Raw genomic sequence first — 12,034 nt, 5'->3', positions numbered from 1 at the left:
CTAACGCGATAAGATCGCGAACTTTTGCAAAATAGGTGAAGGATTATTGCTGGAATCGATAAAAATTATTTCTTTATAAGACATGGTTTATACATCGCTAGCTAACTACAATCGCCCGCACTGAATGTCCGGTGCTGTTCAATCTTTTGAGCATTGGAGCGGTCGAGGGGCAGATGGATGGCTCTGTGCGACCCCAGGTTCCGGCAGCCTTTCAACTATCCGCACCAAATGGAATTGGTCTGTAACAAGGCCTTTAACCACGAAATCGAATAAGAACTCACCGCAGGTCCGTTAACCGTCCAATCAGGGCGCACGGGCAGGCTCTTATTCAATCGAAGAGAAATGCCAACCCTTGGCAGGGTGAAGTGTTGGCGATCAAAACCCAACTGCATTGCGCAAGCTGCTTTAGAGGTCGTGAGATGAGTAAAAACAGGTACCCCCGATTACTAGGCTTTTTGCCGCTGCTTGGCATGATGTTAATGCTGGGAGGCTGCAAGTGGGCCTTGCTCGACCCCAAAGGACAGGTCGGTCTGGATGAACGCAACCTGATCATCACCGCCACCCTGCTGATGTTGCTGGTAGTGGTTCCTGTGATCATCATGACCTTCGCCTTCGCCTGGAAATACCGCGCGTCGAACACCAACGCGACTTACGCGCCGAAGTGGTCGCACTCCACCAAGATTGAAATCGCGGTGTGGCTGGTTCCGATCCTCATCATCATTGCCCTGGGTTATGTGACCTACAAGTCCACCCACGCACTGGACCCGTACCGTCCGCTGGAATCCGACGCCAAGCCGATCAATATCGAAGTGGTCGCGCTGGACTGGAAGTGGCTGTTCATCTACCCGGACCTGGGTATCGCCACCGTCAACAAGATCGTGTTCCCGGAACATACCCCGGTTAACTTCAAGATCACCTCCGACACTGTGATGAACTCGTTCTTCATTCCAGGCCTGGGTGGCCAGATCTATGCGATGGCCGGCATGCAGACCAAGCTGCACCTGATGGCCAACCAGAAAGCTGAAATGGACGGCATCTCCGCCAACTATAGCGGCGCTGGCTTCACCGGCATGAAATTCAAAGCGATCTCGACGAGCCAGGAAGAATTCGACGCCTGGGTAGCCGAAGTCAAGGCCGCACCTAAACAGCTTGATCAAGCTGAATACGAAGCCCTTGCCAAACCAAGCCAGAACAACCCTGCCGCTTCGTACTCCGCGTACACGCCGGACCTGTTTCAGAAGATCGTCGACAAGTACGAAGGCATGAAACCAGGCAAGCCGGTCAAGCACGAGAAGAAAGAAGTGGCTGCGGTTGAAGGTTCTGACACGGGCTCGCATTCAACTGCTGGGGCAGAGGAGTAAACGATGTTTGGTAAATTAAGTTGGGATGCGGTCCCGTTCCACGAGCCGATCGTGATGGTGACCATCGCCATGATCGCGCTGGGTGGTCTGGCACTGTTTGCAGGTATCACTTACTTCAAGAAGTGGACCTACCTGTGGACCGAGTGGCTGACGTCGGTCGACCACAAGAAAATCGGTGTGATGTACATCATCGTTGCCATGGTCATGCTGCTGCGTGGTTTTGCCGACGCCATCATGATGCGTACCCAGTTGGCCATGGCCACCGAGGGTTCGCCGGGCTACCTGCCGCCTGAACACTATGACCAGATCTTCACCGCTCACGGTGTGATCATGATCATCTTCATGGCGATGCCTTTCTTCACCGGCCTGATGAACCTTGCAGTGCCGCTGCAGATTGGTGCCCGTGACGTTGCCTACCCGTTCCTGAACTCCCTGAGCTTCTGGCTGCTGGTATCCGGCGTTGTGCTGGTCAACCTGTCCCTGGGCGTCGGCGAATTCGCCAAGACCGGTTGGGTTGCGTATCCGCCGCTGTCGGGCCTGGCGTACAGTCCGGGCGTGGGTGTGGACTACTACATTTGGGCGCTACAGCTATCAGGGCTCGGGACGACGCTGACGGGGGTCAACTTCCTGGCCACCGTGCTGAAAATGCGCGCCCCCGGCATGAAGATGATGGACATGCCGATCTTCACCTGGACCTGCACCTGGGCCAACGTGCTGATCGTGGCTTCGTTCCCGATCCTCACCGCTACCCTGGCACTGCTGTCGCTTGACCGTTACCTGGATTTCCACATTTTCACCAATGAACTTGGTGGCAATCCAATGATGTACGTGAACCTGTTCTGGGCGTGGGGTCACCCTGAGGTGTACATCCTGATCCTGCCAGCGTTCGGTATCTTCTCCGAAGTGATCTCGACCTTTACCGGCAAGCGCCTGTTCGGTCACCACTCGATGGTCTACGCTTCCGGCGCGATCTCGGTACTGGGCTTCATGGTTTGGCTGCACCACTTCTTCACCATGGGTTCGGGGGCCAGCGTCAACGCCTTCTTCGGCCTGGCGACGATGCTGATTTCGATCCCGACGGGGGTGAAGCTATTCAACTGGCTGTTCACCATCTATCACGGTCGTTTGCGTATGACCAGCCAGGTTCTGTGGACCCTGGGCTTTATGGTGACCTTCGCCATCGGCGGCATGACCGGCGTACTGCTGGCCATCCCGGGTGCTGACTTCGTGCTGCACAACAGCCTGTTTGTGATCGCTCACTTCCACAACGTGATCATCGGCGGTGCGGTATTCGGTTACATCGCTGGTTTCAGCTACTTCTTCCCGAAAGCGTTCGGCTTCAAGCTGCACGAAGGCTGGGGCAAGGCAGCATTCTGGTTCTGGATCTCGGGCTTCTTCGTCGCGTTCATGCCGCTCTATGCACTGGGCTTCATGGGCATGACCCGTCGTCTGAACGCTACTACCAACCCTGAGTGGGTGCCGTACCTGTACGTCGCCATGGTCGGTGCGTTGATGATCGCTGTGGGTATCGCCTGCCAGTTGATCCAGCTGTATGTCAGCGTGCGTGATCGCAAGCAGAACATGTGCGAGTCGGGCGATCCATGGAACGGCCACACCCTGGAATGGTCGACTTCGTCGCCACCACCGTTCTACAACTTCGCCGTGATTCCTACTGCGAACACCATCGATGCGTTCACCGAAGCCAAGGAAGACGGTACTGCGTACCAGCAGCCTAAGCACTACGAACCGATCCACATGCCAAACAACACCGCCACTGGCGTGGTGATGGGTGCGCTGTTGACCGTGTTCGGTTTCGCGATGATCTGGCACATCTGGTGGCTGGCAATCGTGAGCCTGGTGGGCACCATCGGCTACTTCATTGTCCACGCTGCACGTGATGATCAAGGCTACATGGTGCCGGTCGAAACGATCGAGCGCATCGAAGCCGAGCAGCACGCTCGCCTGGTGGCCGAGAAGAAGATCCCGGCCAACCGTGTAGAAACCTCGTTGGAACAGGCTTAAACCATGTCGAACTTAGTGACCAATGCTGGACACGCCCATGTCGATGATCATGGGCACGATGACCATCACCACGACTCGGGCCCGGTAACCGTTTACGGTTTCTGGCTCTACCTGATGACCGACTGCATCTTGTTTGCGTCGATCTTCGCGGTGTACGCGGTACTGGTAAACAACGTAGCGGGTGGCCCGGCGGGCCACGACATCTTCGAACTGCCTTACGTGCTCGGCGAAACCGCCTTGCTGTTGTTCAGTTCGATCACCTACGGCTTCGCCATGTTGTCCTTCTACAAGGGCAACAAGCAGGGCGTACTGACCTGGTTGGGTCTGACCTTCCTGTTCGGCCTGGGCTTCATCGGCATGGAGATCAACGAGTTCCACCTGCTGATCTCCGAAGGCTTCGGCCCGCACCGCAGCGGCTTCCTGTCGGGGTTCTTCACACTGGTGGGGACCCACGGTCTGCACGTGACGGCTGGCCTGATCTGGATGGCGGTGATGATGTATCAGGTCAATAAACACGGCCTGACCAACACCAACAAGACTCGCCTGAACTGCCTGAGCCTGTTCTGGCACTTCCTGGACGTGGTCTGGATCTGCGTATTCACCGTCGTCTACTTGATGGGGACTCTGTAATGGCTAATGCACACTCCCATGACAGCCATGATGCGAGCCACGGCAGCGTAAAGACTTACGCTATCGGCTTCATCCTGTCGGTCATCCTGACCCTGATCCCGTTCGGCCTGGTGATGTACCCAACCTTGCCGAAGTCGATCACCTTGATGATCGTCCTGGCGTTTGCGGTGATTCAGGTCCTGGTTCACCTGGTGTACTTCCTGCACCTGGACCGCTCCGAGGCTCAGCGCGAGAACGTGATTGCGTTTGTGTTCGCAGGCCTGGTGATCGTTCTGCTGGTTGGTCTGTCGCTGTGGATCATGTTCAGCATCCACACCTTCATGATGGCGAAGTGAGGTAAGACCCGATGTCGCTTAAGCACTTTATCCAAATCACCAAACCGGGGATCATTTTCGGTAACGTGCTTTCTGTGGCAGGCGGCTTCTTCCTGGCCTCCAAGGGACATGTCGATCTGGCCATCTTCCTGGCAGCAATGATCGGCACGTCCCTGGTGGTAGCTTCCGGTTGTGTCTTCAACAACTGCATTGACCGCGACATCGATATCAAGATGGAACGCACCAAGAATCGCGTGCTGGTCCAGGGCCTTATCTCCCTGAAACTGGCCCTGCTGTTCGCGACCGTCCTGGGTGTTGCCGGCGTGGTGTTGTTGTACAAGGTGGCCAATCCGTTGGCGGCACTGTTTGCCGTGATCGGTTTTGTCATCTACGTCGGCCTCTACAGCCTGTACCTCAAGCGCAAGTCGGTTCACGGCACGCTGGTGGGCAGTCTGTCGGGGGCGATGCCGCCGGTGATTGGTTATGTGGCTGTGACCAATAGCTTCGACATGGCCGCGCTGGTGCTGCTGGTGATGTTCAGCCTGTGGCAGATGCCGCATTCCTATGCCATCGCGATCTTCCGTTTCAACGACTACCTGGCTGCGTCGATTCCGGTTCTGCCGGTCAAGCGTGGCATCCAGGTGGCCAAGAAACACATCCTGCTGTACATCCTGGCCTTCCTCGTGGCGACCTTGATGTTGACCTTCAGTGGCTACGCCGGCATGAGCTACCTTGCCGTCGCCGCCGCCATGGGCATGTACTGGTTGTACATGGCCTGGACCGGCTACAAGGCGGTGGACGACACCGTCTGGGCGCGCAAGCTGTTCGTGTTCTCGATCTTCACCATCACCGCGCTCAGCGTGATGATGTCCCTGGATTTCCAAGTGCCCAAAGAGCTGTTGCTGACCTACGCGCCCTGAGTGGTTCCAAGCAGTGAACAAGCCCCGCCTTCGTGAGAAGCGCGGGGCTTTTTCTTGGGCGCGGGGTTAAATCGGCCGGGGCCTTTCTCGTCATACCCCTGTGTATGAACTGTGCGAATCCATCACCCGCCTACAAGGAGTTGTCACCATGGTCAGCGTTAGTCGTCGCTCCCTTCTCGCCCTGGGCGCGGCCTTGCCCCTGCTGGGGCGCCTGGACTGGGCGGTCGCCAGCCCGCCGCCGGCAAAGGCTGACAAGGTGCGGCTCAACTACAACGAAAGCCCTTACGGCCCCTCGGGCGCCGCCCGTGAGGCGATGCAGGGCGCGATTGCCACGGCCGGACGTTATCCCTACGGCCACATGTACGCCTTGGCCGCGCTGTTTGCCCAGCAGCAGGGGATTGCCGAGGACCAGGTGGCGGTGTTCTCCGGCTCCATGGCGGCGCTGCGCTATGCCGTGTTGGCGTTTACCGGCGAAAGCCGCGGCCTGGTGATGGCCGCGCCGTCCTACGAAGTGCCGCGCCAGGCGGCCGAGTCGAACCGGGCGTCGGTACATGAAGTGAGCCTCACAGCCGAGCACGCCCACGACATCCCCGCGATGCTTGCCGCCGATCCCCAGGCGGGCATGCTCTACCTGTGTAACCCGAATAACCCCACCGGTACCCTGACCCCCACCGAGGCCATCCGCCACGCACTGGCGAACAAACCCCAAGGCAGCGTGCTGGTGGTGGACGAGGCGTACATCGACTTCGCCGACGCCCCCAGCTGTGTCAGTTGGGTCAAGGAACACGACGACCTGCTGGTGCTGCGCACCTTCTCGAAAATCTACGGCATGGCTGGCGCGCGCGTGGGCCTGGCGATTGGCGCCCCGGCGTTGCTGGCACGCCTCGCGGTGTTCGGTGGTGACAACGTCCCCGCCGGTAGCGGCTTGCTCGGCGCGCGGGCCAGCCTCGAAGACATCAAGCTATTGCCGCAACGCAAGGCCCTGAACGCGCAACTGCGCGAGGAAACCGTCGCCTGGCTCAAGGCCCGTGGGTTCACCTGCACGGTGTCGCAAAGCAACTGCTTCATGATCGATGTGAACCAACCAGCGGAGCAGGTGATAGAGAAGCTGGCCGCGCAAGGGGTGATGATTGGCCGCGTGTGGAAGAGCTGGCCGCAGTGGGTGCGGGTGACAGTAGGGAACAAGCGCGAGATGGAGCGGTTTCGTGAGGTGTTTGCGGCGCAGGTCCAGCGCAGCGTTTAACCCGACACAAACCCAATGTGGGAGGGGCGGTGCGACGATTCCACATTGGGTTCAGCGATACAGCGGTACTACTGCTGCGCGATGCTATACCCATCAAATGCGGTCTGCTGCTGCAACGCCGTGATCACGCTCTTGCGGCTCAGTGGCTGTTCAGCGCCTGCGTTATCCACAAAGCTCTCAACCTCCAGCTCGGCGTCATCGCCTTCACCCACGAAGCTGAAACCCAGGAACTCGAACGCTTCACGGTCGACGTTGAGCTTCGAGCGCGGCGTGCGCAGCGGCAGGGTGACGCTGATGCCGTCCTTGCTGATCACAAACACTTCGGCTTCTTTCTTCGGTCGAGCGACCTTGCCCTTGCCGGCGCTTGGGTTGCTGATGGCCTGGTGGGACTGGTTCAGCACCTTGAGGGCCAGGCCATAGACCAGCTCCTGAAACTGCGGGTCGTCCTTGAAGCTGGACAGGATGCGGCTGATGGAAAACTGGCTGCTGAGGTCTTCCAGTGCGATGTTGTCGGCGGCTTCGGCGTCCTTGAGCTGCTTGAGCTGGCCCATCAGGTCGTAGGCCTTGTCGTCATCGAAGGCGTCTTGGGCCTCGCGGATGGCCACACGCAGTTCGCGGATCTGGTCGCTTTCCTTGGAGGTATGGAATGCGTCCAGCACCATCTCGCTGATGATCTTGGCCGCTGGCACATGCTGTGAAAGATTGATGGCGTTTTCGTATTCAGCTTTGGATTGCAAGGCGACTACGGATTCTGCGGCGGATTCTGCGGTGTAGGAATCGGACATTGAAATTTCACTACTTCAGTAAACAGGGACAAAAAAGCGTCGGGCATTTTCGGCGGGGAGGGGGATCAGGTCAAGGCAGCACAATGCCCTTATTGCGACGCAAGGCAGCCAGCGCCCGCTGCAGCGTGATTGCCCTCCCGCAAAACAGACCTACGGTCAAACCGGATGCGCCACCGACTGCGGCCAGCATCGATGGCGTGCTCAGCAACAGCGGATGCACGGCCTGCTGGTAACCGAAGTAATACTTCACCGCGAAGAACAGCTGCGAGATCAACAGGGTTTTCCACGTGCCCGGCAGCACCAGCGTGTCGCCATCGGTTTCCAGTCGGGCGCCGTTGGCATTAAACAACAGCATGCCCAGCAGACTGCCGATGACCGCGCCGCCCACCCAGGCACCGCTCGACAGCATCGACGGTGCCAGCGATATCAGCGACCACACCACCAGCACCGCCGACAGGATCATCAATGACCGCCGATTCTCGCGGCCACCCAGGCAGGCCTTGATCCCGTAGTAACAAATCCACAGGTAAACGGCGTATACCCAAACGGGCGTGCCTTGGAGGATGTCGAGCATGGTGTGCTTCCGTGCAGAAAAACGTCGGATATTTTCAGGCGCGGATCAGGGCAGTCGGCTTCAACAGGTATTCCCCGTTAATAGTGATAACGACACATCAAGATCTGAACCTCATCATCCTCTATGCCATAGACCAATCGATGTTCGGCGGTGATTCGCCGAGACCAGAAGCCACTGAGGTTGTGTTTGAGTGGTTCGGGTTTGCCCACGCCGTCAAATGGGTCTCTTTGTATCGCCTTGATCAGCAAATTGATACGTTTGAGTCCGGCTTTGTCGTTTTGCTCAAACCAGAGATAGTCGTCCCAGCCCTCAGGGGTGAAGAGTATTTTCATTCCTCAATCAGCCGCCTCGCTTTGGCTTTGCCCGCTCTCAAGCTGTTGACCGAGTTGATCAGGCGTTCAGCATTTTTTGGCGAGCGCAGCAGGTAGGCCGTCTCTTCAAGGGCATTGAATTCCGAGAGCGAGATCATCACCACGGGCTCACCTTTTTGCCGGGTGAGCAGCAACGGGATGTGATCGTCATTAACCCGATCCATTGTCTCGGAGAGATGGGCACGGGCATTGGTGTAGTTGATTGTTTCCATGGGTATGTCCTCGCTTGATGGTACGAAACGTACAGAAATACGTACATGTGTTCAAGGATTTCCTTATCAACGGTCAGTTGGCGGCACCCTTACGGTTTGAGCCTGACCCACATCAAAAGCCCACAGCGGTAAACCCGTTACAACACAGAGGTCTGATGAACCTATAAAAACGAACACAGACCTGCGCCGGGGGGACATCCCCACGCCAGGCTATTAAAGGACAAATGCAATGGCGCTTTCTTTGTCACGCGTGGCCATGCTGGGAGCGATGCTCTGCCTGACGCTACCCCTGCACGCAAATTCCGCTGATACCCTGCTGATCGAACACGGCAAATATGTCGCGCAATTGGGCGACTGCATCGCCTGCCACACCGCCAAGCAAGGCAAGGCGATGGCCGGCGGGCTGGAGCTGAGCACGCCGATGGGCACGATCTATTCGAGCAATATCACGCCGGACCGCGAGACGGGCATTGGCGCCTACAGCTTCGAGCAGTTCGACCGGGTCATGCGTGAAGGCGTCACACCTGCGGGTATGAACCTGTACCCGGCGATGCCGTATCCGTCCTACGCCAAGATGAGCGAGGAGGACATGCGCGCCTTGTATGCCTACCTGATGCAAGGCGTAGAGCCCGTGCGAGAGGCCAACCTCGAGGCGGACATGGGCTTCCCGTTCAACCAGCGCTGGGGCCTGGCCCTGTGGAACTTCGCCTTCCTCGACACGCAAGCGTTCCAGCCGGCCCCGGGCCGTGACGCGCAGCTCAACCGTGGCGCCTACCTGGTCCAGGGCTTGGGCCACTGCGGCTCCTGTCACACCCCACGCGGCATCGCTTTCCAGGAAAAAGCCATGAGCGATGACGGGCGCAGCGGCCAGCATTACCTGGCCGGCGAAACCGTCGAGCATTGGCGCGCCCTGAGCCTGCGCAACCTGTGGACCGTGGAAGACACCGTGCAACTGCTCAAAACCGGGCAGAACCGCTTTGCCACCGTCGCCGGCAACATGGCCGATGTGATTCACCACAGCACCCAGCATTTCAGTGACGACGACCTGACCGCGATTGCCCGCTATTTGAAATCCCTGCCGCCAGGCGAGGACGATCTGCCGATGCCGTCGCTGGCCCGCGCACCGGCGGTGCCGCCCGCCGACCTGTTCACCAGCCGTGGCGGCCTGGGTTATATGCAGTTCTGCAGCGACTGCCACCGCAGCGACGGCGGGGGTGTGAAAGGTCTGTTCCCGCCTTTGGCCGGCAACCCGAGCATCGCCTCGAACGACCCGACATCGCTGCTGCACATTACCCTCACCGGTTGGCAGACCGCACAAACAGCCACCTACCCACGGGTCTACACCATGCCCGGGTTTGCCCGGCTGGCGGACCAGGAAGTCGCCGACATTCTCAGTTTTGTGCGCACACGCTGGGGTAACCAGGGCACGCCGATCAGTGCCGCGCAGGTCAAGACGTTGCGTGACCAGCTCAACCCGACCACGACCGACTCAACTGCCTTCGTAACCCCGCGCCTGGCCGACCTGCTCGCCGCGCCGAACGCCGACCAGGTGGTCCGCGGCATGCGCCTGCACCTGCAAACCAAGGAATTGCTGCCCGCCAACGTGGGCAATTCGCTCAATTGCACCAGTTGCCACCTCAACGCCGGCACGGTGGCGGACGGCTCGCCCTTCGTTGGCGTGTCGGCCTTCTTCCCCAGTTATGCACCGCGCGCGGGCAAGGTGGTGAGCCTGGAAGAGCGCATCAACGGCTGCTTCCGCCGCTCGATGAACGGCAAACCGTTGCCGCCGCAATCAGCCGATATGCAGGCGATGGTCGCGTACTTCGACTGGATGAAGAACAACACCCGCCCCGAAGACAAGGTGGCCGGGCGCGGCGTAGGAAAAGTCGACGCGGCGATCAAACCCGACCTGGCCAACGGCAACGCGGTCTACGCCAAGCAATGCGCGGTGTGCCATGGCGACAATGGCGAGGGCCTGGCGCGTGCCGACGGCGAGCGGGTGTACCCGCCGCTGTGGGGCGACCAATCGTTCAATATCGGTGCCGGCATGGCGCGCACCTACACGGCGGCGGCGTTCGTCAAACGCAACATGCCGATCGGCTTCCACGAGCAATTTCCGTTGGGCCAGGGTGGTTTGTCCGACCAGGAAGCGGTGGACGTCGCGGCGTATTTCTCGGGGCAACCTCGCCCGGATTTCCCGGACAAGGTCAAAGACTGGCCCAACGGCGGCAAGCCGCAGGATGCGCGTTACTAGCCCAGTTGCTTGAGGCACGCCTGGAGGATGTCCAGGCCTTCCTCCAACACCGCTGGCTCAGTGGTCAGCGGCGCCAGTAAACGGATGATGTGCCGCGACTTGCCGCTGGGCATCAGCAGCAAACCGGCGTCCCGCGCCAGGCTCAGTAATTGGCTCAGTTGCTGGGGCGCGGGCGTGCCGTCGGCGTGGGCCAGCTCTATGCCTCGCATGGCGCCGACGCCGGTCAGTCGGCCCAGGTAAGGCGACAGGCCTTGCGCGCGCCAGGTTTCGTAGCGGCGCAGGATGGCCTCTTCCTGCTGCGATCCCCAGGCCTGCAAGTGTGCATCCGTCATCACCTCAAGGGTGGCCAACGCCGCCGCGCAGGCGATGGGATTGCCGGAGTAAGTGCCGCCCAGCCCGCCTTTGGGCAGGTTGTCGAGTAATGCCTTGCGCCCCACCACGGCGCCCAACGGCACACCGCCGGCGATGCTTTTGCCGAGCAGGATCAGGTCCGGCGCTATGCCCAGGCGCGAGAAGGCAAAACGCTGGCCGGTGCGGCCGAAACCGGACTGGATTTCATCGACGATCAGCAGGATATTTTTCTCATCGCAGAAACGGCGCAGGGCCTGGGCAAACTCGATATCCAGCGCGAGGAAACCGCCTTCGCCCTGCACCGGCTCAATGATGAAGCAGGCTACATCGTTGACGTCGATTTCCACACTGAACAAGCGGTCCATGGCCTTCAGCGCTTCGGCGCAGGTCACGCCGTTGTCTGCGCTCGGGTAGGGCAGGTGATACACAGGGCCCGGCAGGACACCGACTTTTTGCTTGTAGGGCGCCACCTTGCCATTCAGGTTGAGGGTGGCAAGCGTTCGGCCGTGGAACGCGCCGTCGAACGCAATCACCGCAGTGCGGCCGGTGGCGCCGCGCACGATCTTCAAGGCGTTTTCCGCGGCTTCCGCGCCGCTGTTGGTGAGCATGCCGCTGACCGGGTAGTCCACCGGGATAAACGTACTCAGACGATCCATCAGCTCGATGTAAGGCCTATGCGGTGCGGCGTTGAAGGCATAGTGGGTCAGTTGGGTTGCCTGCTGGCGAATTGCCTCGACCACCGCCGGGTGGCAATGCCCGAGGTTGAGCACGCCGATGCCGCCGACAAAGTCGATGTAGCGCTTGCCCGTGGTGTCCCAGACCTCGGCGTTCTTGCCGTGGCTAAGGCTGATGGGGTGAACGATGGAAATCGACTGGCTGATGGTTTCGCGGCTCATGAATCTCGGACTCGGCAGTGGCGGGCTTGTTTTTATCTAAGCCGCGAGCCAGGCCGTGCCGCAAACGAAATAAAGTCGCCGGGTCATTCCAAATCGGAAGG

The 12,034-nt window shown here is 59.5% G+C and carries 12 protein-coding genes and 1 pseudogene; 7 read left to right on the top strand and 6 right to left on the bottom strand.

The genetic code is table 11. From position 1 onward, the window contains the following. Nucleotides 1–138 precede the first annotated feature (138 nt). Nucleotides 139–392, bottom strand: a pseudogene (locus P3S72_RS29600) (hypothetical protein). Between the two features lie 27 nt (nt 393–419). Between P3S72_RS29600 and cyoA the strand changes: the two are divergent. The 6 genes from cyoA to P3S72_RS25440 all read left to right on the top strand — a co-directional run bounded on the left by cyoA (nt 420) and on the right by P3S72_RS25440 (nt 6,490). Further along, a complete protein-coding gene (cyoA, locus tag P3S72_RS25465) occupies nt 420–1,361 on the top strand; it encodes a ubiquinol oxidase subunit II (protein ID WP_276194800.1) in 942 nt (313 codons plus the stop codon). Between the two features lie 3 nt (nt 1,362–1,364). Next, the gene (cyoB, locus tag P3S72_RS25460) at nt 1,365–3,383 is read left to right on the top strand and encodes a cytochrome o ubiquinol oxidase subunit I (protein ID WP_276194799.1); all 2,019 of its coding nucleotides are present in this window, start codon (nt 1,365–1,367) and stop codon (nt 3,381–3,383) included. A 3-nt stretch (nt 3,384–3,386) separates the two neighbouring features. After that, nucleotides 3,387–4,013: a cytochrome o ubiquinol oxidase subunit III gene (locus P3S72_RS25455; RefSeq protein WP_276194798.1), complete on the top strand. Its 627-nt coding sequence runs from the start codon at nt 3,387–3,389 to the stop codon at nt 4,011–4,013. Then, a complete protein-coding gene (gene cyoD, locus P3S72_RS25450) occupies nt 4,013–4,348 on the top strand; it encodes a cytochrome o ubiquinol oxidase subunit IV (RefSeq protein WP_276194797.1) in 336 nt (111 codons plus the stop codon). Before P3S72_RS25455 ends, cyoD begins: the two co-directional genes overlap by 1 nt. An 11-nt stretch (nt 4,349–4,359) precedes the next feature. Then, nucleotides 4,360–5,247 (top strand): heme o synthase, encoded by an 888-nt coding sequence (gene cyoE / locus P3S72_RS25445; protein WP_276194796.1) that lies wholly within the window; start codon nt 4,360–4,362, stop codon nt 5,245–5,247. Nucleotides 5,248–5,395: 148 nt separating this feature from the next. Next, entirely contained in the window at nt 5,396–6,490 is a 1,095-nt protein-coding gene (locus P3S72_RS25440; RefSeq protein WP_276194795.1) for a pyridoxal phosphate-dependent aminotransferase, read from the top strand. Nucleotides 6,491–6,558: 68 nt separating this feature from the next. Here P3S72_RS25440 and P3S72_RS25435 read toward each other — a convergent pair whose 3' ends face one another. From P3S72_RS25435 to P3S72_RS25420, 4 genes are all read right to left on the bottom strand, one after another. Beyond that, nucleotides 6,559–7,275 carry a hypothetical protein gene (locus P3S72_RS25435; RefSeq protein ID WP_276194794.1) on the bottom strand — a complete coding sequence of 239 codons (717 nt, stop codon included), beginning with the start codon at nt 7,273–7,275 and terminating at the stop codon, nt 6,559–6,561. Nucleotides 7,276–7,345: 70 nt separating this feature from the next. Continuing rightward, nucleotides 7,346–7,849, bottom strand: a complete 504-nt coding sequence (locus tag P3S72_RS25430) for a hypothetical protein (protein WP_276194793.1) — start codon at nt 7,847–7,849, stop codon at nt 7,346–7,348. 77 nt (nt 7,850–7,926) lie between these two features. Beyond that, the gene (locus P3S72_RS25425; protein WP_276194792.1) at nt 7,927–8,181 is read right to left on the bottom strand and encodes a Txe/YoeB family addiction module toxin; all 255 of its coding nucleotides are present in this window, start codon (nt 8,179–8,181) and stop codon (nt 7,927–7,929) included. Next, the gene (locus tag P3S72_RS25420; protein ID WP_276194791.1) at nt 8,178–8,432 is read right to left on the bottom strand and encodes a type II toxin-antitoxin system prevent-host-death family antitoxin; all 255 of its coding nucleotides are present in this window, start codon (nt 8,430–8,432) and stop codon (nt 8,178–8,180) included. Before P3S72_RS25420 ends, P3S72_RS25425 begins: the two co-directional genes overlap by 4 nt. A 229-nt stretch (nt 8,433–8,661) precedes the next feature. Between P3S72_RS25420 and P3S72_RS25415 the strand changes: the two genes are divergently transcribed. Next, entirely contained in the window at nt 8,662–10,686 is a 2,025-nt protein-coding gene (locus P3S72_RS25415; RefSeq protein WP_276194790.1) for a c-type cytochrome, read from the top strand. On the opposite strand, the gene P3S72_RS25410 is transcribed toward P3S72_RS25415, so the two are convergent. Beyond that, complete coding sequence (locus P3S72_RS25410) at nt 10,683–11,933, bottom strand: aspartate aminotransferase family protein (RefSeq protein ID WP_276194789.1); 1,251 nt, start codon at nt 11,931–11,933, stop codon at nt 10,683–10,685. The genes P3S72_RS25415 and P3S72_RS25410 overlap by 4 nt on opposite strands. Nucleotides 11,934–12,034 lie beyond the last annotated feature (101 nt).

This window comes from Pseudomonas sp. D3 (genome assembly GCF_029320995.1).
Lineage (GTDB): Bacteria > Pseudomonadota > Gammaproteobacteria > Pseudomonadales > Pseudomonadaceae > Aquipseudomonas > Aquipseudomonas paraveronii.
The sequence above is the reverse complement of the archived record's forward strand: the minus strand, read 5'-3'. Positions and strand labels throughout refer to the sequence as shown.

Coding starts and splice junctions, on each gene's coding strand:
- P3S72_RS25420 (WP_276194791.1), bottom strand. CDS start 8,432: ATGGAAACAATCAACTACACCAATGCCCGTGCCCATCTCTCCGAGACA.
- cyoB (WP_276194799.1), top strand. CDS start 1,365: ATGTTTGGTAAATTAAGTTGGGATGCGGTCCCGTTCCACGAGCCGATC.
- cyoD (WP_276194797.1), top strand. CDS start 4,013: ATGGCTAATGCACACTCCCATGACAGCCATGATGCGAGCCACGGCAGC.
- P3S72_RS25435 (WP_276194794.1), bottom strand. CDS start 7,275: ATGTCCGATTCCTACACCGCAGAATCCGCCGCAGAATCCGTAGTCGCC.
- P3S72_RS25425 (WP_276194792.1), bottom strand. CDS start 8,181: ATGAAAATACTCTTCACCCCTGAGGGCTGGGACGACTATCTCTGGTTT.
- P3S72_RS25440 (WP_276194795.1), top strand. CDS start 5,396: ATGGTCAGCGTTAGTCGTCGCTCCCTTCTCGCCCTGGGCGCGGCCTTG.
- P3S72_RS25430 (WP_276194793.1), bottom strand. CDS start 7,849: ATGCTCGACATCCTCCAAGGCACGCCCGTTTGGGTATACGCCGTTTAC.
- P3S72_RS25455 (WP_276194798.1), top strand. CDS start 3,387: ATGTCGAACTTAGTGACCAATGCTGGACACGCCCATGTCGATGATCAT.
- cyoA (WP_276194800.1), top strand. CDS start 420: ATGAGTAAAAACAGGTACCCCCGATTACTAGGCTTTTTGCCGCTGCTT.
- P3S72_RS25415 (WP_276194790.1), top strand. CDS start 8,662: ATGGCGCTTTCTTTGTCACGCGTGGCCATGCTGGGAGCGATGCTCTGC.
- P3S72_RS25410 (WP_276194789.1), bottom strand. CDS start 11,933: ATGAGCCGCGAAACCATCAGCCAGTCGATTTCCATCGTTCACCCCATC.
- cyoE (WP_276194796.1), top strand. CDS start 4,360: ATGTCGCTTAAGCACTTTATCCAAATCACCAAACCGGGGATCATTTTC.